The sequence below is a fragment of the Serratia sp. 121840015-1 genome, from assembly GCF_053627655.1.
This window is the reverse complement of the sequence record NZ_JBSEYF010000003.1, coordinates 287,153-311,262: the sequence shown is the minus strand read 5'-3', so window position 1 is coordinate 311,262 and position 24,110 is coordinate 287,153. Positions and strand designations below refer to the sequence as shown.

Annotated in this window: 13 protein-coding genes; 9 read left to right on the top strand and 4 right to left on the bottom strand. The window is 56.2% G+C overall.

What is annotated here, in order from left to right:
* Nucleotides 1–4: 4 nt before the first annotated feature.
* Nucleotides 5–892, top strand: a complete 888-nt coding sequence (locus tag ACUXAC_RS17715; protein WP_049199974.1) for an amino acid ABC transporter permease — start codon at nt 5–7, stop codon at nt 890–892.
* Between the two features lie 9 nt (nt 893–901).
* Nucleotides 902–1,729 (top strand): amino acid ABC transporter ATP-binding protein, encoded by an 828-nt coding sequence (locus ACUXAC_RS17710; RefSeq protein WP_015376924.1) that lies wholly within the window; start codon nt 902–904, stop codon nt 1,727–1,729.
* Nucleotides 1,730–1,765: 36 nt separating this feature from the next.
* Here ACUXAC_RS17710 and ACUXAC_RS17705 read toward each other — a convergent pair whose 3' ends face one another.
* Nucleotides 1,766–2,275 carry a VOC family protein gene (locus tag ACUXAC_RS17705; RefSeq protein ID WP_049199972.1) on the bottom strand — a complete coding sequence of 170 codons (510 nt, stop codon included), beginning with the start codon at nt 2,273–2,275 and terminating at the stop codon, nt 1,766–1,768.
* Nucleotides 2,276–2,441: 166 nt separating this feature from the next.
* On the opposite strand from ACUXAC_RS17705, the gene ACUXAC_RS17700 reads away from it, so the two are divergent.
* The gene (locus tag ACUXAC_RS17700; protein WP_038877408.1) at nt 2,442–2,921 is read left to right on the top strand and encodes a cold-shock protein; all 480 of its coding nucleotides are present in this window, start codon (nt 2,442–2,444) and stop codon (nt 2,919–2,921) included.
* A 24-nt stretch (nt 2,922–2,945) separates the two neighbouring features.
* On the opposite strand, the gene ACUXAC_RS17695 is transcribed toward ACUXAC_RS17700, so the two are convergent.
* From ACUXAC_RS17695 to ACUXAC_RS17685, 3 genes are all read right to left on the bottom strand, one after another.
* A complete protein-coding gene (locus ACUXAC_RS17695) occupies nt 2,946–4,394 on the bottom strand; it encodes a GGDEF domain-containing protein (RefSeq protein WP_038877558.1) in 1,449 nt (482 codons plus the stop codon).
* A gap of 629 nt (nt 4,395–5,023) precedes the next feature.
* A complete protein-coding gene (locus tag ACUXAC_RS17690) occupies nt 5,024–5,575 on the bottom strand; it encodes a flavodoxin family protein (RefSeq protein WP_041033835.1) in 552 nt (183 codons plus the stop codon).
* A gap of 118 nt (nt 5,576–5,693) precedes the next feature.
* Nucleotides 5,694–6,599, bottom strand: a complete 906-nt coding sequence (locus ACUXAC_RS17685) for a LysR family transcriptional regulator (RefSeq protein ID WP_336843193.1) — start codon at nt 6,597–6,599, stop codon at nt 5,694–5,696.
* Between the two features lie 97 nt (nt 6,600–6,696).
* Here ACUXAC_RS17685 and ACUXAC_RS17680 point away from each other — a divergent pair, with 97 nt between their 5' ends.
* The 6 genes from ACUXAC_RS17680 to ACUXAC_RS17655 all read left to right on the top strand — a co-directional run bounded on the left by ACUXAC_RS17680 (nt 6,697) and on the right by ACUXAC_RS17655 (nt 24,108).
* A complete protein-coding gene (locus tag ACUXAC_RS17680) occupies nt 6,697–7,761 on the top strand; it encodes an aldo/keto reductase (protein ID WP_048322375.1) in 1,065 nt (354 codons plus the stop codon).
* A gap of 1,045 nt (nt 7,762–8,806) precedes the next feature.
* Nucleotides 8,807–10,030 (top strand): MFS transporter, encoded by a 1,224-nt coding sequence (locus tag ACUXAC_RS17675; protein WP_060440528.1) that lies wholly within the window; start codon nt 8,807–8,809, stop codon nt 10,028–10,030.
* An 81-nt stretch (nt 10,031–10,111) separates the two neighbouring features.
* Complete coding sequence (locus tag ACUXAC_RS17670) at nt 10,112–10,894, top strand: thioesterase II family protein (RefSeq protein ID WP_072271038.1); 783 nt, start codon at nt 10,112–10,114, stop codon at nt 10,892–10,894.
* Nucleotides 10,887–18,476: a hybrid non-ribosomal peptide synthetase/type I polyketide synthase gene (locus tag ACUXAC_RS17665; RefSeq protein ID WP_387443601.1), complete on the top strand. Its 7,590-nt coding sequence runs from the start codon at nt 10,887–10,889 to the stop codon at nt 18,474–18,476. The genes ACUXAC_RS17670 and ACUXAC_RS17665 overlap by 8 nt, the downstream gene beginning before the upstream one ends.
* 13 nt (nt 18,477–18,489) lie before the next feature.
* Nucleotides 18,490–23,511 (top strand): non-ribosomal peptide synthetase, encoded by a 5,022-nt coding sequence (locus ACUXAC_RS17660; protein WP_197783407.1) that lies wholly within the window; start codon nt 18,490–18,492, stop codon nt 23,509–23,511.
* 18 nt (nt 23,512–23,529) lie between these two features.
* Nucleotides 23,530–24,108 (top strand): DUF6817 domain-containing protein, encoded by a 579-nt coding sequence (locus ACUXAC_RS17655; RefSeq protein WP_060440533.1) that lies wholly within the window; start codon nt 23,530–23,532, stop codon nt 24,106–24,108.
* Nucleotides 24,109–24,110 lie beyond the last annotated feature (2 nt).

The following is a 24,110-nucleotide window of genomic DNA, read 5'->3' as shown; positions in this document are numbered from 1 at the left end:
TGACATGTCCAAACAAGACGTCTTGAAAGTGGTGCCCGCCCGCTATCCGCTGCGGCTGATCGGCGCGCTGTTTTCGCTGTTTATTCTGGCCGCCATCGTGCAATCGGTGGCGGGCAACGCGCGCTGGGAATGGGGCGTGTTCGCCGAGTGGTTCTTCGCGCCGGCGGTGCTGGCGGGGCTGGGGCAAACCCTGCTGCTGACGCTGCTCGGCACGCTGTTCAGCATCCTGTTCGGCACCTTGCTGGCGCTGGCGCGACTGTCGCGCTCTTACCTGTTGGCGTCGCTGGCCTGGGGTTATATCTGGCTGTTTCGCTCGCTGCCGCTGATTCTGGTGCTGATCATCCTGTACAACTTTTCCTACCTGTACGACGCCATCTCGCTGGGCATTCCCTTCACCTCGGTGGTGTTCGCCAGCTATCCGACCATCGACATTCTCGGCCAATTCGCCGTGGCGGTGCTGGGCCTGACGCTGGTGCAGTCCGCCTACACCGCCGAGATCATCCGCGGCGGCATTTTGGGCGTGGATTACGGCCAGCACGAAGCGGCGGCGGCGCTGGGCCTGCCGGGCTATCGCCGCACCTTCCGCATCATTCTGCCGCAGGCGCTGCGCTCCATCATTCCGACCGGCTTCAACGAGATCATCAGCCTGGCGAAAGGCACCTCGATCGTTTACGTGCTGGCGCTGCCGGAGCTGTTTTATACCATTCAAGTTATCTATAACCGCACCCAGCAGGTGATACCGCTGCTGATGGTCGCCACCGTCTGGTATCTGTTCATCACCACCGCGCTGTCGGTGATCCAATACTACATCGAGCGCTATTTCGCCCGAGGCGCGGTGCGCGAACTGCCGCCGACGCCCTGGCAGAAACTGGCCGGCTGGCTAAAACGTTAGGAGACCCGTATGTCTGAAGCCATTGATTATTACGCCTTGCCCGAGCAGCCGGCGCGCAACCTCACCCCAGTGCCGGCGCGCGGCCTAATCGAAATCAGCAACGTCAGCAAGTTCTTCGGCAAACACAAGGCGCTGGACGACGTCAGCCTGACGCTGCAGCCGGGCACCGTCACCGTGATCCTCGGCCCTTCCGGCTCCGGAAAGTCGACGCTGCTGCGGGCGATCAACCACCTGGAACGCGTGGACGAAGGCTTTATCCGCATCGACGGCGACTACGTCGGATATCGCCGCAAGGGCAACCGGCTGTATGAGCTGAAGGAAAAGGCCATCCTTCGGCAACGCATCAACGTCGGCTATGTGTTCCAGAATTTCAACCTGTTCCCGCACCTGACGGTGCTGGAAAACATCATCGAAGCGCCGGTGGTGCACAAGATCCACTCCCGCGAACGGGCGAAAGCGGTAGCCTATGAGCTGCTGGATACCGTCGGGCTGCGCCATAAGGCGGACGCCTACCCGCGCCACCTCTCCGGCGGCCAACAGCAGCGCATCGCCATCGCGCGTGCGCTGGCGCTGAACCCTAAGGTGATCCTATTCGATGAACCGACCTCCGCGCTCGATCCCGAGCTGGTCGGCGAAGTGCTAGACGTGATAAAGGGGTTGGCGGATCTGGGCGTCACGCTGGTGGTGGTCACCCATGAAATCGGCTTTGCGCGCGAAGCGGCGGATCGGGTGGTATTTATGGTCGACGGGCAGATCGTCGAGCAGGGCGACGCCAGGCAAGTGCTGGCTCAGCCGCAGCATCCGCGCACCGTCAACTTTCTCAACAAAGTGCTGTGATCGTCGGGGCGCCGCGGCGCCCCGTACCCGAGCCGCTTACCGGCCGGCGAAACGCCGTTTCTCGGCGGCGAAATCCAGCGGGCGGATCCCCTGCTGGTTTTTGTCCTCTTCGGTCAGCAACGCCGGCGGAATAAACCAGGTCACCTCGAACAGCAGCCCGTCCGGATCGTGGCCATAAATGCTTTTGTGCACGCCGTGATCTTCTTCCAGCCCGAGAATGCCGCGTTCGGCCAGCTGGTGACGAATGCGCTCCAGCTCCTCCAGGCTGTCCACTTCCCAGGCCAGATGGTACAGCCCGGCCGGTGGCTCATGCTCCGCCGGCGGCTCGTTGTTGGCGCGAAATACCCCGGCGCGCTGCTGGCCCAGGTTCTTGCTGAACAGCGCCAAATCGTGATCGTTGTCCGAATCGGCGGCCTGGGTAAACACCGCCCGATCGGGGCTGTCGGACGGCTTGAGCTTGAACCCCAACACCTGATGATAAAAGTCGGCGCTCTGCCGCACGTCGCTGACATACAGCACGGCGTGATTGAGACGTTTGATGCCCATCGCTATTCCTTTTTCGCATTGAATGAAGTCAGCATGAACATAGCATGTGGGGAGAAAGCCGCTAAATGCCGTTATCGCATGACTAAATGCCGCCCGCGCAATCTGTCGCTGCAAGGCATTCCGCGCTATCATAAGCGCTGTATAGAACCCTTTTGTGAGAATAGCGATGAACGGCAAGATAACGACTTTTTTTGAAGACAAAGGCTTCGGCTTTATTACCGACGAGAACGGAGAAAATCGTTATTTTCACGTGATTAAAGTGCAGAACCCGGAGCTGATTAAGAAAAATGCGGCGGTGACCTTCGAACCGACCAATAACACCAAAGGCCCGTCGGCTTATGCGGTCAAAGTGTTGGCGCCCAGCAAATACATCATCATCGCCAACGAAAGAATCAAGATCGCCAGCATCAAGTCTTTCAACACTTTCACCAAGGAAGTGCCGGTCAAAGCCGACGTGGATAAAGAGAACACCGTGCTGTCGGTCGGCCTGCTGATGAACCGCATTCGCCCGCAGTCCGAAGACCAGGCGCAGACCATGCAAACGCTGCGCATGCTGACCATTACCACTTTCCAGAACACCACCCATACCTTCTCCGAGCACGAGATCGATATGGATGAGACCATCAAGGCGCTGAAAAGCCTGTAAGCGCCGGTTGCCCAGCGTCGAGCCCTAGCGGAACAGGATATGCTCGACGCTGTTGCCGTTCACCACGTTGAACGACTCCACCCGATTACGCCCCTGCGATTTGGCGCGATACAGCGCGATATCCGCCATATTCATCAGCTGCTCCAGCGATTTCACTTCGTTCATCGCCAGGCTGGCTACGCCGACGCTGATGGTAATTTTCAACGTTTGTTTGCCTTCCGCCTGCAGTTCCGCCTGCTCCACCAGCCGGCGCAGATGTTCCCCCAGCGCCACGCCCTGTGCCGCCAGCGCGCGCGGCAACATGATGGCGAACTCTTCCCCGCCCAAGCGGCCGAACAGCTGATCGTGGCGCAGCTCGCGCCGCACGATGTGCGCGAACGACGCCAAAACCTGATCGCCGGCGCTGTGGCCATGCGTATCGTTGATCTGCTTGAAATGGTCGATGTCGATCAGCAGGAGCGACACCGCCTCTTTGGAGCGGTGCTTGTGCTCCAGCAGCTCGCCCGCTTTGCGCGTCATCGCGCTGCGCGCCAGCACCCCGGTCAGAAAATCGTGGTTGGCGCTGTGCTCCAGACGCCGCATCAGCTTGCGGTTGGCGGCGATAGAGCTGGCGAGGATCAGCGGCCCCATCACCAGCATGGCGATGCCCAAGCGGGCGGACATCAGCGTGTCGAGGAAGGCGTTGTGGTTGTTCGGCGTTTCGTACAGCACCAGGTTGGCGGAAATGCTGCTGATCTCGGTCATGCCGGTCAGCAACGTCAGCAACGTCACGGGGAACAGCTGATAACGCACCGCGCACCACAGCAGCGCCGGGATCGGGAAGGCGATAGCGCCCGGCCCGCCGATATAGACGCTGAATATCAGCGACAGCAGCAGCGCCAGCAGCGGCAGACAGCCTTTCAAACGCCAACGCACCTGTATGCGCAACAGCTGCTTCAGCCGCGGTGCCGCCATCAGCACCGGCAACAGCAGCAAGGTCGTCGAGAACTGCTCGCTGAACCAGGCCAGCCACGCGACCACCACCGTGTTGTTGTACAGGCTGTCGTTGCGCAGCACCGACAGCGTCGACGCCACCGCCGCACCGGCCAGACTGGCGCTGAACATATAGAGTATCGCCTGGGGTTTACCCATGCGCCGTTGCGACTGGGGCAGCATCAGCATGATGCCGTAACCGACGGCGATCAGCGACATGTTGCAGGCATTCAGCCACAGCGCCAGGGACCAGCCTTCGCCGGTGCTGAGATCGGCGGCAACCATGCCCAGATAGGTGGTAAGCCAGCCGAGCGGCGTGGCGTAAACGGGTTTGCGCAGCAGCAGGCCGAGCAGAATCGCATTCACCGGCCAAAATAAAGAAAGCGAACCAATTGGCCGGCTAAGAATACCCACCAGAGAAAGTAAAAAGGCCAGCATGAAAAGATTGATCAGCTGAACCGTCAGAGGCAGGCCATGCCTGGCGTTTATTCTGACGTTCATCGCCTCGCCCATATTTCGCTAATAACCAGAATAATAATGTGCATACTCTCTCGCCCGGCCAGTGAGGGATAGTCAACTCGGATTTCAACCAAAAAAGCCAGACAAATCAATAATAAAAAACGTTAACATTTAATTAACAGACTTTTCTTAGCCTGATGCGACCGCGGCGGGCTCACCCGCATAGCGTCAGCAAATAATGCCGACTCTGCTGTCAGCATAGCGCATAGCGTAATAGGCCGCCGACGGCGTTAATTACATTAATAAGTTTGTGGTTATTGGTCGTTGAATGATGTTTGAATAACTACGCGATTATTTTCCTGCAACTGGGCCGCCCGTGCAATAACAACCCAAAAAAAGCCCGCATAGCGCGGGCTTGCTTGAACAACAGCAAATCGACAGTTACGACACAGCCATACGTTGCATGCCTGTGCTGCCGCGCAGTATAGCGGTGAAAGCTTAAGCAGACCTTAGCAACAAAAAACCCGGCCTAGGAACCGGGAATATTTGTACGAAATGCAGTGTTAGCCCAAGCAGGCTAATAACATTTCGCAGCTTACACGCCAATTGTGCAGAGAAAATGAACGCGGCGTCCGTTCAGTCGCGTCACTGCCCTCTCCGCACGGAAGACCTTACGCCAGTTTGGCGGCAAAACCCGCTACGCGCTGGCCATAGAGCTTGGCGGTCGCCAGATCGCCCGACAGCATCTCATCCACGCCGGCATCCGCCGGGGTCTGCACCAGCAGCCCCACCGAACCGCCCAGGTTATTGACGTCGGTGCGCTGCGCCGATTTGGTGTTGGCCGGCAGCAGCCCCAGGCTGACCCACAGGCCGCCATGTTGCGAAGCCAGCGTCTGCAGCGCGATCAACGTGACCTGCTTGTCGCCGTTCAGGCTGGCGCTGTTGGTAAAGCCGCCAAACACTTTGTCCTGCCACTTGCGGCCGAACCAGGCCTTGGAGCTGGCGTCGGCGAATTTCTTGAACTGCCAGGATGGGCCGCCCATATAGGTCGGCGAACCAAAGATGATGGCGTCCGCCTCATCCAGCGTCTGCCAGGCTTCGTCGCTGATATCACCGTTCTGGTCGATGGCGATCAGTGCCGCCCCGGCGCCTTCCGCCACCACTTTCGCCAAACGCTCGGTATGGCCGTAGCCGGAATGAAACACCACTACTGTCTTCGCCATAGAAATTCTCCACTCATTGCACAAAGGCGCCGACGGCGCCCCTCTCGCGTTCAATCTAATCAAGCGCGCAGCGGCTGAATACCGAATAAAACTGACGGTGTTATTCAAAAAAATCGCGTTATGCGCCCTGCTCTGCCTGTTGACGGGCGAAGTCGATAAAAGCACGCAGCGGGCGCGGCATTTGGCGGTTTGCCGGATAGTACAGATAGAAACCGGGGAACGGCGGCGTCCAGGCATCGAGCAGCGGCAACAACCGGCCATCGGCCAAACCGGCGGCAATTTGTTGCTCAAACAGGTAGGCAATGCCTGCCCCATCCATCGCAGCCCGCACCAAGACTTCCGGCTCATCGACTATCACCGGCCCTTCCACGGCGATCTCCTGCTTTTCACCGTCGCACTCAAACTCCCAGCGATACAAACTGCCGTTGGTCGGCCAGCGGTAATTCAAACAGCGATGTCGATGCAGATCGCCTGGTGTTGACGGCCGGCCGTGACGCGCCAAATACGCCGGTGAAGCAACGACGCGCATCCGCACCTCCCCGCCCAGCTTGACCGCCACCATATCTTTCGCCAGTTTCTCGTGCAGCCGCACGCCGGCGTCAAAACCGCCGGCAACGATATCCACCAACCGCTCCTCAACATTGAGATCGAGCGTAATATCAGGATATTGATGATGAAACGGCGCGATCAAAGGCGCCAGAAAATGTAACGCCGCCACGCGGGTTACATTAAGCCGCAAAAGACCCGAGGGGTTCTGGCGTTGCTCGACCGCCTGTGCCACCGCCGCGTCAATCTCGGCCATCGCGGGCGTCAGGCGCGCAAACATCTGTCTTCCGGCTTCAGTCAGCGCCACACTGCGAGTGGTGCGATTCAGTAAACGCACACCCAAACGCGCCTCCAGGTTGCGCAGCGTTTGGCTGAGCGCCGAAGCGGACATGCCCAAATGTGCAGCGGCGCGAGCGAAACCGCCGTGCTCAACAATCGCGGCAAAGGCGCGCAACTCGGCGAAATCACTGCCCCTCATTATGCTCTCCCTCCTTAATAATTCATGAAGATTATAGCGCATTCCTTAAACAACCTGCGGGCGCTACTGTAGACGCTACCTACACGGGAGAATGCCTATGAACACGTCACTATCGCTGGATCACTATCGTTTATTGGGCCGTTCCGGCCTGCGCGTTTCACCGCTGGCGCTGGGCACCATGACCTTCGGTGCCGACTGGGGCTGGGGCGCCGAACTGGCCGAAGCCCGCCGTCTGTTTGACGTTTATGTCGAACGCGGCGGCAACTTTATCGATACCGCCAACCGCTATACCGAGGGCAGCGCCGAACGTTTCGTGGGGGAATTCGCCGCCGGGCGCCGCGATCGGTTGGTGATCGCCACCAAATACACCCTGCCGATGCAGCCGGACGATCCCAATTCCGGCGGCAATCACCGCAAAAGCATGCTGCGATCGGTTGAGGGAAGCCTGCAACGGCTCAATACCGATTACATCGACCTGCTCTATCTGCACGCCTGGGATTTCACCACGTCGGTGGAAGAGATCATGCGCGCCATGGACGATTTGGTACGCGCCGGAAAAGTGCTGTATGTGGCAGTATCGGACCTTCCCGCCTGGCAGGCGTCGAGAATGCAAATGCTGGCGGACCTGCGTGGCTGGTCGCCGCTGATCGCTCTGCAAATCGAGTACAGTCTGCTGGAGCGCACCGTCGAACGCGAGCTGATGCCGATGGCGCAAGAATTGGGGATGGGCGTGATCCCTTGGTCGCCGCTGGCCGGCGGCGTATTAAGCGGCAAATACCGGCGGCAGGATCTGCAACCGTCGCCCGATGAAGCGGGCTCTCGGCGTGAAGCCGTGCGCGCCAAGGGGACATTGAACGCACACAATCTTGATATCGCCGACGCCGTCAACCAGATAGCTGATGAGACTGGATATTCCCCATCACAAATCGCTCTGGCCTGGACACTGCGTCACCCGATGGTCACCGCGCCGATCGTCGGCGCCCGAACCCTGGCGCAATTGGAAGATAACCTCGGCGCATTGAAGGTGGCGCTGGCGGAAGATCATTGGCGACGATTGGACGATCTCAGCGCCATCGAGCTGGGATTCCCGCACGATTTTCTCGCCCTGCCAGCCACCCGCAACATCATGACCGGCGGCGTGCATCTCGCCCGGCGCAGATAAAAAAAATCCCGCGCAAGGCGGGATAAACTTAACAGGGATGGGGTAATACACTACAGGGAATGGATAACACACAACATCATCGGGTAGAGCTACAGTACCAATCCCAATGTATAGAACTGTCATCCCCGCGTAAGTTTGCTCGGCCAGATGTAACGCCGAATGGGGAGATGAAACAACCGATAAACTCATCCACGGCCATATAGCCGAGAGTGACGCGCCCCCTTAAACCCGTTTGAATGTGAAGATGTCACTAAGCCCTCGTCATACCATGCAAACATTTACTGAATTCGTTGTTCAATCATTCATCCTTGCGCAAACAATAGCATTAAACATCAGCACAAATAATTAACAATCATAATAATCACAAAAAGTATTAATCACCCAATTCGTGAACCAGAGTCCGCCCTATCAGACCGCCATTTTTTCTTTCGCCCCCGGAAACATGGACGACAGGAAGGGCTCGGGAGAGAAACCCCATTATCGCAGTCGATTAAAATCGCCAAATAGCAACAACAAGGCAGTTTTTAAAACCAACACTATGCGAATTTAACAATACAAAAAACCAAAACATCAATTTTTTCTATTTTCATAAGCTATAAAAATAGCTCTTTTTTTCATCCTTTTTATTCTGTGACCGCCCACTCATTATTAAAAAATCAAGGAATACTCAACGACAGCCTGATTGCAGACTTATCAAGGCCTGCAGCGACATTCACCTTAAATCAGCAGAAAAAACATTAAAATAAATTAACCTTACTGATTGACTTGGATATAGCTTATAGATAAATAATATTTGCATATATTTACCTTTGATTAACAAAAGAGGACTTAACCTTACATAACATCACAATCCCTACCAGCAGCAGCGTGATGATAAAAGTCTTTTAAAAACAACAAAAAAAACCTAATCACTTCGCCAAACACAGGCACAAATGGTTAGCAAGGTAATTAAATAGATTCTAATAATTTGTTTTTGGCAGTGAATGCCCATTGCGGTATGTCGCGGGTATTTAGCTGTCTCTCACATTCAATACAGGAAGAAGCAATGAACGGAAGACAGATGTCCTCTGATAACGCCAGCGAGCAAACGCACGTCAATCACGCCCTATTGCAATTCATTCTCATCCTATTGTCAGGTTTGGGGCCAACCTCATTCCAAATTTTCCTGCCTTCAGTGCCTAGCCTGGTTAAATACTTTGAAACAACACCTGCGACCGCCAACCTGACAGTCTCTCTATCGATGATCAGTTTTGCCCTTGCTTGTCTGGTATATGGAAGATTGGCTGATCGACTGGGACGCAGAACAATATTACTGTTAGGCATGGCGATCCTGATTATTGGTAGCTTCATTTGTTTATCGGCGCAGTCCATTGAAGCCGTAATTTTGGGCCGTATTATTCAACCGGCGGGCGGGGCGGCCGGCGTTATTGCGGCGCGAATTATCGTCATGGATATCTATCACAGCGAAAAAGCGGCAAATGTCATGTCGAAACTGGTCGCTTCTATGATGATATCGCCTCTACTGGGCGTGCCATTGGGTGGTTTATTAACGGATAACTTTGGTTGGCGTTCCAATTTCATTCTGATCGGCGCTATTGCAGTCATCGTGTTTATTATCATCTTGTTCAGTCTCCCCGAAACCCGCAAAGCGCAAACTGGCGTAGAAGCAGGCAAAAGCAATCTGTTCCATGACTATGGGCAGTTGGCGAAAAACGCCACCTTTCTCGGCAATGCCTTTCAATTTGGTTTCGCTCAGTCGGCCTTTATGGCCTTTATGGCTGCCGCACCCATCGTGCTGACGCAGACCTTCCAACTTTCCGCCTCTGGCGCCAGTTTACTGCTATTGATGGTGTCTGGCAGCGCCATTATCGGTAACTTGTCGGCCAGCCGTTTACCGCAAAGTCTGTCGCTACGGCGCCGTTTGCTGTTGGGCAGCATCATCGGCTTTATTTTCAGCTTGCTCGCTCTGACGCTAAGCCTGATAAACATCTGGTCGATTCCCGCACTGGTCATCCCAACGATGGTATTCAGTATTTTCTACGGCATCACCAGCCCGGCAGCGCAGGCCGGTGCCATTGGTGCGATCAAGCCTCTGGCGGGCACCGCGGCAGGATTGAGCATGTTCATCAGTATGCTTCTCGCAAGCGTTGCCACGCAGTTTATTGCCGAGTTTAATAGCGGAACTCCCCTGGTTATTACTTTTAGCCTGGCCTTATTGGCGTTGCTCTCGTTAATTGCCGCAATTGTCACGCTAAAAAAATCTGAATAAAAATAGGAAAAATGGCATCACGGCGGGAATACAGCCCGCCAGCTATTTCCCCTTTTCACATAAAATAATTAAGGACTTAGCATGGGTAATCATTTTATCCGTGAGCTGTCTGCATCACGGCCGTCGGCCATAAATTTAATTTGCTTTGCTCATGCCGGTGGGGGTACCAGCCGATATCGTACCTGGCATGCCGAATTACAGGAATATGCCAATATTCTTATTCCCGTTATTCCCGGCAGAGAAGAACGTTTTATTGAACCTGCCTTTTCCACGCTGGAGCAAGTGGTCGATGACGTATTCGCTCGTATTAAACCCTATCTCGATGCGCCGCTGGTGTTGGCTGGCATCAGCTACGGCGGCCTGCTGGCCTATGAGATGGCAACGCGGCTGGAACAGCATGGTGCCTGCGTTCACGCGCTATTGATCGCCAGCCAGAGGTCTCCCCACTATCACAAAACTCGACAAAACTGGCATCAGATGTCGGCGGAAAAGCTGATCGATTGCCTGGTCAAACTGGGTGGCATCAACGCACAGGATGCCGCGACACCGGAATTTTATGAGCTTTTTCTGTCAACCATCCGCGCAGATTTGGAGGCGAGTGACGGCTATGCACCAACGGGTAAAGCCCCGTTGACATGTCCAATACACGTTTGCCACGGCTTGCACGACCAGGTGATCGATCGCCAGGCAACTCGCGGCTGGCTAGACGTTACCGCCAATACCGTCGAATGGCGCGAATTTAATGCTGGCCATTTCTTATTTGACGAACAAAAAGATATTTGGTTGCAAGACGTGAAAAACGTACTCGCCAGATTATCTCGGCACATGCCGCCGACATCCCAGGGGAATCATGCTCATGCCTGAATTAGAAAAAACTCTCGACAATGAATTTACCGGCATCGAACTGGCCGTCATAGGAATGGCCGGGCGTTTTCCCGGGGCAGGAGACATCGACGCTTACTGGAATAATCTCTGTCAGGAGATCGATTCCGTTACTTGGCACGCTGATTTTGCGCCGCAAGCCTCCACGGACGGTTCCTGGCACGTCCCCGCAGGCTACCTGCTAACCGATGTCGATCAATTCGACGCAAAATTTTTCGCTATGTCGCCAAAAGAGGCGGCGATCACTGACCCACAGCAACGCCTGCTACTTGAGTGCGCGTGGGAAGCGTTGGAAAACGCCGGCTATGCCGCCACATGTCACCAACAAAACGTCGGTGTCTATGTCAGCAGCGGTCCCAGCGGGTATTGGTTGCATAATCTCGCGAACAATAGGCAGCTTTGCGCCACCACCAGCAAAATGCAATTGCTGATTGGCAATGACAAGGATTACGCGGCCAACCGCATCTCCTACAAACTCGATTTGAAAGGCCCGAGCATCGTCGTTCAATCTGCCTGTTCCAGTTCATTGCTGGCCGTACACACTGCAGGCCAGTCCCTGCTGGCAGGAGAGTGTGATATCGCCCTGGCCGGTGGTATCTCACTGGAATACCCGGCTGAAGAAGGCTATCGGTATGAACCGGGCAGCATTCTCTCACAGGACGGGCATTGCAAACCGTTCAGCGAACATGCCAGCGGCACAGTGCGCGGGAATGGCGGAGGGATCGTGGTATTAAAACGCCTGGATGATGCGATCAACGATCGGGATCATATTTATGCCATCGTCCGCGGCTCTGCAACCAACAATGACGGCGCACAAAAAGTGGGATATGCCGCCCCCAGCGTCGAAGGCCAAACCCGTGTTATCCAAATGGCGCACGCTGTTGCTAACGTGACGCCCGACGCTATCGGATACGTTGAAACCCATGGCACGGCCACCAGCTTGGGCGATCCGATAGAAATCGCCGCGCTGGCGGCCGCTTTTGGCGACGACTGTCCAGCCGCAAGCTGTAAGATCGGTTCGGTCAAATCCAATATAGGCCATCTTGACGCCGGTGCCGGTATTGCCGGATTTATCAAGACCGCGCTAAGCCTTTATCACGATTATATTCCCGCTACGCTGCATTACCGGACGCCCAACCCCGCCATCCATTTCGCCGGTACCCCGTTTACCGTGACGAGTAAAGGAACTTCCTGGGAAGGAAGCTCGCCACGCAGGGCGGGAGTCAGCGCCTTCGGCATCGGCGGCTCTAATGTCCATGTCGTCATGGAGCAACCCCCGGTTTCCACCGTCTCCCCTGCCGCAGAACCCGCCACCTGCGCATTACGCTTCTCGGCCAAAAACCAGGTCGCCTTGCGCGCGACAATGCAGCAACTAGCCCATTATTTACGCAACCATACCGAGGCATCTCTCGCCGATGTCGCCTATTCGTTGGCGACAGGTCGAAAAGCGTTTCCCGTGCGCGCCGCCATAACGGCCGACAGTGTGGAAGAGGCCATCGCGCAGCTGGAAACCGAGCGAGCCAAAACCATGTGCTTCGGAGAAGCCTGCGACGCGCCGATGAAAATAGCGTTTATGTTTCCTGGCCAGGGAACACAATATCAGGGTATGGGAGCCAACCTGTATCACACCGGCGACATCTTCACCCAAGAGTTCGATCGGCTGGCGCAGCTGTTCCAACCGTTTATCGACCACGACTTACGCTCACTGTTGTTCAACAAGGCGCAGGACAATGACGAATTGCTGGCGCAAACCCGGCTTTCGCAACCGGCGATTTTCGCCGTCGAATATGCGCTGGCGAAACATTGGCTGGCTTCCGGCCTGATCCCCGAAGGCATGATAGGACACAGCATCGGCGAATATGTCGCAGCCTGCCTCGCCGGCGTTTTTACGCTTGAAGATGCCGTCAAGGTCGTTTCGGCACGCGGCCGCTTGATGCAAAGCATGGATCACGGCGAGATGTTGGCCGTCATGTCTGACGAGGCAAGCCTGCACTCTCGGCTACCCTCCGCCCTATCCATCGCGGCCGTCAATCGGCCGGCGTTGACCGTCATCTCTGGCCCCGCCCATGTTATGGACACGTTTCGCCGGTCATTGGAGCGCGAGGGCATCAGTTGCCGAGCCCTTGAAACCTCTCATGCTTTCCATTCGGCCATGATGGAACCTTGCTTGCAGGCTTTTGGTGACGTGCTGGCTCAGGTCACCCTGACACCGCCGCGTCAGCGCTTTATCTCCAATCTCAGCGGAACATGGATCACTGATGAAGAGGCGACGGCCCCTGATTATTGGGTGCGTCATCTGCGTGGCACCGTGCGTTTTGCCGATGGGTTGGCAACGCTTATCGATCAACACGCCTTCCTGTTGTTCGAATGCGGGCCAGGCACCTCATTGAGCCAAGCTGCGCGCGCCATTGGCGCCGGCCGCAAAGATGTCAACGCCATCCCGTTGCTATCGCCCGAGCACACGGGATTAAGTGGCCCGGCGTCACTTCTGCGCATCCAGGAGCAGCGCTGGTGTTACGGCCAGACGATACCCCACTCATCGCGGGGCAACAAAATTCCGCTGCCGACTTACCGCTTTGATCGCGCCCGTCACTGGGTCGACCCCGAACCGCAAACCACTAACGCGGTGCCGGCCATCAGCGCCGTCGACAACGAAAATGCGCCTGAACAGGCGAAACCGGCGAACACCCTGGCGGAAAAACTGACGCAGCTGTGGAGCGAAGCGCTGGGAGTCGCGCATATTGAGCCGAAAGAAAACTTCTTCGACCTCGGTGGCGATTCCATTCTCAGCATCCAGATTGCTAACCGCGCGCGTACGCTGGGGTTGCATTTTGGCCCCGGAGACATCCTCGAATTTCCGACGGTGGAAAGCTTGCTCGCCGCTTTGGAGAGCCGTGCAGTGCAACGCGACGCAGCGGCGCAACCGGAAGAAGATCTGGCCAGCATTTATGCAAGCGCCTTGGAAATCCGTCCGGACGAGGCGTTCTTGCCGTTCCCACTTACCGATATTCAACACGCATATTGGGTTGGACGTAACGCGGGCAATAACTCGGGCAATGTTGCAGCGCATGCCTATGAAGAGTTTGAATGCGCCGATCTGGATCTTGCACGTCTAGAACAGGCACTCAACGCCTTGATCGCTCAACACGATATGCTTAGAGCCGTCATGACGCACGACGGCATGCAGCGCGTTCTCCCCCACGTCCCCCGATATATCATTGACACTAACGATTTTAGTCAGTTGAAACCTAAGGACGCCGTGGCTCAGTTAACGGCGCTCAGGGAGCAGAAATCTCATCAGCTGATGCCCTGTGATCAATGGCCGCTGTTTGATATTTCCGCCTCGCGATTGCCCGATGGCACCGTACGGCTGCACGTCAGCTTCGATCTGCTGATTATGGACGCCTGGAGCATTACGTTATTCTGGCGCGAACTGGAGGAGCGTTATTACCACGCCGATTACCAGCCCGAATCGGTGGCCATCACATTCAGAGATTACGTGCTGGCCGAACAGCGCCTGGAGCAGAGCGCCGCCTATCAGCGCGCTCGCGACTATTGGCTTAAACGCGTCGACACTTTCCCTTCTGCCCCGTCCCTGCCGCAGCGAATCGCTCCGCAAAGCCTGGAGCATCGCCGCTTCATTCGCCGGGAAACGACGATACCTAACGCCGTCTGGCGCAAACTGAAAGACGCCGCCGCACGCCAGGGCCTCACGCCGTCCACCATATTGCTCACCGCCTATACGGAGATATTGGCTAACTGGAGCGAAACACCACATTTTTGCCTGAATCTGCCGGCTTTCAATCGTCTGGAGGTGCATCCACAGGTCGATCAGGTGATGGGGGATTTCACCTCGGTTCTGCTGTTCGAAGCCGATCTGCGGCAGGAGGAGACCTTTACTCAACGCGCAAAAAAAACGCAAAAACGCCTCTGGGACGATCTTTCTGCCTTGCAGTACAGCGGCGTAAAAATGTTGCGAGACATTGCGGAAAAAAGCGCCGAACGGCCAACCATGCCCTATGTCTTTACCAGCCTGATCTTCCCGTCCGCCGATGATAAACCGATTGTGAGCCGGCTCGGTAAATTGGTGGAAGGGATATCGCAAACGCCACACGTATGGCTCGACTGCCAGGTTTACGAAGAAAAAGGCAATCTCCTCATCAACTGGGATGCGGTCGACGGCCTTTTCGATCCTGACATGCTTGACACCATGTTTATGGACTATCGCGCATTGCTGATGCGTTTGCCCAAAGAAGAAGCCATCTGGCATGAAAACAATTGGCGCGATGCTCTGGCTCAACGCGTCAACAGCGGCGCCATCGCCGAAGCCAATCGTACGGCCGTCGCCTTTGACGAAAGTTGCTTGCATCAGGGTTTCTTGGCCTATGCAAACAAGAAGCCGTCGGCGCCCGCTATCCTGGGGGAAACCGTCCTCACCTATGCGGATTTGGCGAATATCTCCGCCCATGTGGCGCTGTCGCTGACCAAGCAGGCGCTCCAGCCCGGTGCACGCGTAGCCGTAGTCGCAGAAAAAGGCTGGCAGCAAGTCGCCGCTGTGTTAGGTATTTTGCGCGCCGGTTGCGTCTATGTTCCACTTGATCCAACCCTACCGAAGGGGCGTATGCAGGCGCTTTTGAGCGAGGCCGACATTCGAGTCGCACTAACGACGCCCGCCAGCGACGGGCGCGTTGAGTGGCCGGCAACCGTCGCGCATCTGCCCATCACTGAAGCGATGAATGCATTCACGGACGAATGGCGCGATGGCGAGATCGACGCGGCATCGCCGGCTTACATTATCTTTACTTCAGGCACGACCGGTAAGCCCAAAGGGGTCATTGTCACCCATGCCGCCGCCGCTAACACCGTTATCGATATCAATTCGCGTTTCGCTATCGGCGAGGACGATCGCGTGTTGGCACTTTCCTCACTCTCTTTCGATCTGTCGGTTTACGACATTTTCGGGCCACTGACGCGCGGCGCGGCCATCGTGATGCCGAAAGATGAGCTTGCCAAAGATCCTGCGCACTGGGAAACCTGCGTGCAGAAATACCGGGTCACCGTCTGGAACTCGGTGCCGGCCTTGGTTGAACTCTTGGTCAATCATCTGTCCGCCAATCAAAGCGAAACGCTGAGGAGCATCAGGCTGGTCATGATGAGCGGCGATTGGATCAACGTTGCTTTACCGGAGAAAATTCACCGCGCAATGCCAAACGCCCTGCGCGTCAGCCTTGGCGGCGCCACCGAAGCCGCCATTTGGTCCATTTTCCACCTCATCCAGGATATCGATCCGACGATGACCAGCATTCCTTATGGCAAGGCTTTGGCAAACCAACGTTTCTATGTTTTGGACACCCATCTTCGCCACCGGCCCGAAGGCGTTGCGGGCGAGCTTTATATCGCCGGCAAAGGGCTGGCCGCCGGCTACCTGAACAATCCCGAAGAAACGGCAGCGCGCTTTATCACCCATCCGCAAAGCGACGAGCGATTATACAAAACCGGCGATCTGGGACGCTGGTTGCCTGACGGCACCATCGAATTTTTGGGGCGCAGAGACAATCAACTAAAGATCAATGGATTCCGTATTGAAACCGGTGAAATAGAGCGCGCCGCCGGTAAATACCCGGGAGTCGATCGCTGTGTGGTTCGTCTTCACCGCCAGGACGGCTCAGCGCTGCTACTCGCCTATCTTTGCCCGAGGCAAGATGCCACGCTCGACGAAATGCAGCTTCATCGTCATTTTGCCGAACAACTGCCGGACTACATGGTGCCAAGCGTCATTATAATCCTGCCGACGTTGCCGCTGTCAGCCAATGGCAAAGTCGATATTTCACAGCTGCCGACGCCGCAACTGTCACGCCATAGCGGTGAATTTATCGCTCCGGCGGACGATATCGAGCGTCGTCTCTGCCGGCTTGGCCAGAATATTTTGGGTGGCGAGGCGTTGAGCGTTACCCAAGATCTGTTTAAATCCGGGATTGACTCACGCCGTCTCACCGATTTGGTGACCCAAATTCGCCGAGAATTTACCCCGGCATTCCCGCTTCGCGCCGCCTTTGAAACGCCCAACATGCGGGGCATTGCTGAAGCCGTCAGGAATGCGCTGGATGTGGAGCGCACCGAGGACGAACTGCCGCCTATCGTCAAGGTACCGGCCATGTCCCGCTGGCCGCTTTCCTCCGCCCAACAGCGGCTGTGGTTCCATGATCAGCTTCATCCGGGAAACTGCACCTACAACCTGGTGGAACCTTTCGAACTGAACGGCTTGCTTAATGTGGATGCCTTGTCCCAGGCCCTGCGAATCTTTGTCGCCAGACATTCGGTGCTGACATGCCGCATTCTCGACGATAGGGCTGACGCCTATATGTCCCCGTCGCTGGAGACCTCATTTCAGCTGCAGTTGGAAGAGGCGTTCGACATCCCCTCTCACGAGCGAGAGGGCTACATGCAGCGCGCACTTGCGGCCGCGGCGACACGCCCGTTCGATACCCGTTGCGGCGATATGTTCAGAGCCAGCCTCATCGCATTCTCCGCACAGTGTCACCTCCTGATCATCGCCGTGCATCACATCGTATGGGATGGCTGGTCCACTGCCATTATGGCGGGTGAGATCAGCGAGATATATAACGCTCTCGTCGCAGGGAGGACACCTGCCGAATCGTCCGACAGGCTCAATTTCCTTGACGTCGCGCAATGGGAGCAAACGCAATGCGCATCCCGGACCTTTAACACCCAATTGGATTACTGGGTCAATCAGCTCGGCGATAATCTGCCGGTGCTGGCTTTGCCGACAACGCCTGTCGATACCGGCCGTCTGACCGCTACCGGCGCGCGTCATCCTTTCCATTTAAGCGCGACGCTCACCGCACGCTTCGATGCACTCTGCGCCAAACTGGGTGTCACGCCTTTCATGGGGTATATGACCGCCTGGCAGTTGCTGCTGCATTGGTGGTGTCAACAAGACGACATCGTGGTGGGAACGGCGGCAGGCCATCGTTCCCGTCCCGAACTCGCCGGCGTCATCGGATTTATGGTGAACAGCCTCGCCATCCGCACTCGCTTCCAACGCCATGACGTCTTTGCAGATCTGTGCCTGCGCGTCAAACAAACCTGTCTGGATGCCTACCGGCATCAGGATCTGCCGTTCGATCAAATCGTCAACGCGCTGCGACCGAAGCGAAAAATGTCGCAGTCGGCGCCGATTTACCGCTCGTGGTTCGTCTTGCATGACGTAGCGACCCCGCCATGGACGTTATCAGGCATTAAGGCCACCTTGCTCGATGCGGAATTTCTGCTGGACGTGCACGACATAAAACTGTCGCTGGTTACCATACAGGGTGCAATGGAAGGCGGGCTGGATTACCGCACAGCCTTGTTTACACCCGACGTAATCGCAAATCTTGCCGTCGCCTTTACGCAGTTAATCGAGAAGGTTTCTGAGGACATGACGATCGCCTTGCCGGAAATAAAAGGCTATCTCGATGCACAACAACCAAAAGTCGATAACACATCAGCCTGTTCAGACGAACTGCCCTCTTGGGACTTTTCGGTTAATCGCCGCAAATAAATAAGGGTTAACAATGCAAAGCATGAAAGGTATTGGACCGGAAAACCAGACGCAATCCCATACGCTGCACGCAGCCGTCTTCACTCAGGCGATGGCAACGCCACTACGCCCGGCCGTGATCGACGAAAGCGGCATAATGGACTATCAATGCTTACGGCATGCTGCGTTGAGTATCGCACAGCAATTGTCCGCGCTTAATCTGGCGAAAGAAACGGCCGTCGGCGTCTATCTTCCGCGCGATCGCTATATCCCCGCCAGCTTATTGGGCATCATGGCGGCGGATTGCGCTTATCTGCCGCTCGATCCCAAGCATCCCCAGGCACGCACCGAACTGTTGCTGGAGATCGCCCAGGCCAAATACGTCATTACAACAGCGGCGCTAGCGAGCAGGCTGCCCGACGCCATTACGCCCGTTTTCATCGACGAAAGCGTGCGCCCCGAGGCAGCCATACTGCAGCGAAACGCCTGCGCCACCCAACTGGCTTACTTTATCTTTACTTCCGGTTCCACCGGCGTTCCCAAAGGGGTGATGATCGAACACGGCAACGCCCTGTCGCTTATCGATTGGGCCCACCAAACCTATACTGACGAACAACTGTCGCAGGTCGCTTGTGGCACGTCGATCACCTTCGATCTCTCCGTCTTTGAAATCTTTGCTCCGCTTACTCAGGGCGGGTGCGTGCATATGCTGGCAGATCCCCTAGCGTTATTACAGTGGCACAAGCGTGACGATATTACGCTGTTCAATACCGTACCTTCGGTCATCAACGAGATAGTTAAAATCGGCGAGTTGCCATCCCATTTGCCGATTATCAACTTAGCCGGGGAACCGCTGCCGATGCACCTGGTGCATACGCTCAGGCGGCAATGCCCGACGGCAAAAATCTTTAATCTCTATGGTCCCTCGGAAGATACGACCTACTCCACCGGCGGTGAAGTTTTGGCCTCAGACCCGCATCCCACCATCGGCACGCCACTGACGGGCCGACGCTGTTACCTGCTTGACGCGGAAGGCAACGCCGTAGCGCCAGGAGAAACGGGGGAAATCTACGTGGCCGGCCCTGGCGTCGCTCGCGGTTACTACCATCGCCCAGAACTCAACGACGCCTTCCTGCCCGACCCCGCCGGCCCCAAAGGGGCGCGAATGTACCGTACAGGCGATTATGGCAAGCAGCTTGAAGATGGGCGCCTGCTCTACCTCGGCCGTCGCGACGACCAGGTCAAGATCCGCGGCCATCGTATCGAAATCGGTGAGATTGACGCCCTGCTCCGTCGGCATCCCGGTGTGCGAGAAGTGGCGGTGGTGGTGGTCGAATCAGCGAACAAGGGCAAATCTTTACGCTGCGCGCTGGAACTGCACTCTCCGGCGGATCGTCATGCCATTATCGCCTGGACTGCAACCCAACTGCCGGTCTACATGCTACCGGCGGAGTGGATGACCTTCGATGAACTTCCCCGTTTGCCTAACGGAAAAATTGACAGAGGCGCCTTAAGACACTGCCGAATGCAACATGAAAATCGTGCGGGCCAAGCGCCTGAAGGCGCCACAGAGCTATCGTTGGCTGGACTTTGGCGCCAGCTGCTGGACTGTGCTGACGTCTATCGCGCCGATACGTTCTTCGGTCTCGGCGGGCATTCTTTACTGCTCGCCCGACTGGCTCATGAGATCAAAAAGCAGTTTTCTGCTGACCTTGCGATAGAACAGCTCCTGGCTGCCGATACGCTCTCACATCAGGCACGGCTTATTGAACAATGGACGAAAAACGCCGATGCGCCGCCGTGCGTCGGCCATACGCGACAAATCACTCTCGAAGCACCCTGTTCGCCCTCGCAATCGAGAATGTGGATGCTGGAAAAACTGTTGCCCGGCTCGCCTCGCTACAACATTCCCACCGCTTTTCAAATCGTGGGGCCACTGGATCTGAGCCGTCTTTCCAACGCGGCGGAACAAGTCGTGATGCAACATGCCATCTTGCGTACGCGCTATGCAGAAGGCGCGCAGGGCCTGCGGCAATGCATCGCCCAAACCTACCCGCCGGTGGTCCATCATGAAAACCTGTGTGAGTGGGATGAAAAAGCAGCCTGGGAACAGGCCTGGAACCGCGCGAATGCCTTCGCTCGCACGGCGTTCGATCTGACCGGAGAAATCCCGTTCAAGGTGCTGGCCCTCAAGATCAAGCAAGACCTGCATCTGGTGGTGGTGCTGACGCACCACATCGCCGTTGACGGCTCCATGGACATCTTGCTGGCCGAACTCTCCGCGGCCTATGAGAATACGACCTCGGATACCTCTCCAGCGCCCCTCAGTTACCAAGACTATTGCCACTGGCTGACACACTGTGAAAGCCGGCAAACCGAGGCTCTGGCTTATTGGCAACGACAGCTGGCCGAACCACCGGCCGCCCCGCAACTTCCCTGCGATCGACCGCTGCCGCGCCAGGAGCGGGGGCAAGGTCGCCAGTTAAGCGTCTCCATTCCAGAAGATAAATTCATCGCGATCTCTCAGCTTTGCCGCCGACACGAAGTCTCTCTGTTCCACGGGTTACTGGCGCTGACCTGGGCTTATTTGGGGCGCCTGGCGGATACCGACGATGTCCTGTTGACCGCACCGCTACATACGCGAAACAACCACGATTTTGCCGCAACTATCGGCAATTTCGTCAATACGGTTATTTTGCGCGGCGATATGCGGCACCAGCCGCGCGTCGGTGAATTATTGCGTCAGGCCAGGCAATGTACCCAGGAAGCCATGCAGTTCGGCCAGGTTCCTTATGAAACGGTGATCGATAACGTCAAAGGACTACGCACCGCCAATGGCGCGCCGGCGCTCAACGTCATGCTATCACTGCAGCAAGAACAGCCACTGTGGACGATGAGGGATACCGGCTCCAGCCACCTGCCCATCGACTTGTTGACCAGCCGTTTCAGCCTGGGCTTCTTTTTCCGTCTCAGCAACGGCGGCCTTGAGCTGAATCTCGAATACGACACGGAACGCTTTACCGATGCCGCGGTTCAGCGCCTGATCGGCCATTGGTTCACGCTGATGAGTGCAGCGCTCGCAAACGATGAGGCCGTCGTCAATACCCTGCCTTTGCTCTCTGACGATGAGCGCCGCAACATGCTCGACGGCTGGAATGCCACGCAATGCGATTATGCCGGCGATCGGCTGGTTCATCAGCTGTTCGAAGCGCAAGTCAGTCAGGTACCTCACCACATCGCGCTATGCAATGCGCGGAACCAGATGAGTTACGCTGAGTTGGATGCGCGTGCCAATCGTTTGGCCCATTATTTGCTGGCCCAGGGATTCGACGCCGGCGCACGCATCGCTATCCTGTGCGATCGCAGCCCGGCGATGGTCATCACCATGTTGGCTATTCTGAAAGCGGGCTGTGTTTATGTGCCTTTCGATCCCGCCAGCCCTCCCGCTCGTTTTCAAGCGATGATCCGTATCGCCGGCATCACCGGTATCGCAACTGACGCGCTGTTTGCCGATACCGCCGCCGCCTTGATTGCACAAGCGCCTACCTCGTTGGCGCACGTGCACGTCGCAATAAGCGAGGACCTCTCCTGGCCTTCGATTCCCGTGGAGAGCCGCATCACATCGGATGCGCTGGCTTACATCATCTTTACATCAGGAACGACCGGCGATCCCAAGGCGGTCGCCGTCAGGCATAAACCGGTAATCAATCTGATCGAGTGGGTAAACAAGACCTTCACCGTGAACGCCAGCGACAAGTCGCTGTTCGTCACGTCACTGGCCTTCGACCTGTCCGTCTACGATCTGCTGGGCATGCTTGCCGCAGGCGGAACGATTCGCCTCGCCGACCGAGATGAAACCAGAGATCCGAGTACACTGGCCAACATCGTCTGTGCAGAGGGCATCACCTTCTGGAACTCAGCGCCCATCGCGCTCGATCAATGCGAGTCCTATTTCCCGTCGTACCCGATTCCCACATTACGCCTGGCCTTCTTGTCCGGTGACTGGATCCCCGTATCGCTGCCGGACAAGCTGCGTAAAACGTTCCCCAACCTGCAGCTGGTCGGCTTGGGCGGCGCCACTGAAGCCGTCATTTGGTCCAACTTCTTTATCATCGAGCGGGTAGCGCCGGAGCAGAGCAGCATCCCTTACGGCAAACCGATTCAAAATGCTCGCTACTACATACTGGATAAGCAACTGCAGCCCGTTCCTATCGCGGTCGAGGGCGACCTGTTTATCGGCGGCGAGGTATTGGCCGAAGGTTACTTCGGCGATCAAGAGAAAACGGTGCGCAGTTATCTGCCCGATCCATATGGCCTGACGCCAACCGCCAGAATGTATCGAACCGGCGATAGAGCCCGATTCTCTCCGGATGGCACCATCGAATTCCTGGGACGGCAAGATACGCAGATAAAAATCAATGGATACCGCATTGAAACGGGCGAAATCGAAGCTGCGCTACTCACACAACCCGGCGTAAACGGCGCTTGCGTCGTGATTAAAGGTGAGCGTCATCGCCTCTGGCTGTGCGCCTATATCGTCAGCGAGGAACACAATCAGGAGGCGATTGCACGGCTACGCGCCAATCTGCGCACCAAATTACCCGAATACATGATCCCCGCCGTATTCACCTGTCTGTCAGCATTTCCTTTAACTGCCAATGGCAAATTGGATAAACAGCGGCTCCCGGAGCCAACAACGATGAACGGTGCCGGCGATCGGCACGCCCCCCCGTCAGGACGCTATGAGATGACGATTGCCGATATCTGGAAGGACGAACTTAACTGCGAGGCACTGAACGCTACGGATAACTTTTTTGATCTCGGCGGCAACTCCGCCAGCTTGATAAGGACACACAAAACGCTGGAGAACGCGCTGAATCGCACGATCCCCATCGTCACGCTCTTTCAGTACACCACTTTGCGCAGCCTCGCCGAGTGGCTGGCCGGTCACATAGAGAACGATGCAGCGGGCGCGTCTCAGGCAACCGCACAGCGGCTCTCCGGCCGACAACGTCTAATGCAACAAAGAAAACAACGAATCACCGCCAACGACTGATCTTATTCACAGGAAAAAATGATGGATGCAGATGCCAAGCTTATCGCGCAATACCAGCCGCAGCTGGTGAAGTTGGGCGCACATAAAGTGGCTCATTTAGATGAGCCACTAATGAATCATTTAATACGAACACACCATCTTCTCAGGGAAATGGAATGTGACGAGACGATATGCTTATCCGGATTATTTCACGGCGCATACGGCACACAGGGATTACATACTGATGAGATTGGTGACATTCCGTCATCTCAAAGGGAAATTGTCAGAGCCAGTATCGGCGAAAGCGCCGAACAGCTGGTTTATCACTTCTCTGTCATGAGTTACGAATCATTGAGTAAAAGCTTCCGTAATATCCTCAAACCGGAAGGACAACCTTGTCTGAAGGATCGTAGGAACGGCCGAACACTCAACGTTTCATTAGGTCATTTCCAAGCATTGTTAGCCTTAAAACTGGCGGACGTGCTGGCACACACCCCTACGCAGAAATATCACACCTGCCTAAATCTGCCGGCGGAATACGGCATGTTTTGGGAGTTAGTCGCGGAATATCTAGGTGAAAAACCCTTGTCCATTTGGAACAAAACCATTAACGGGTAATA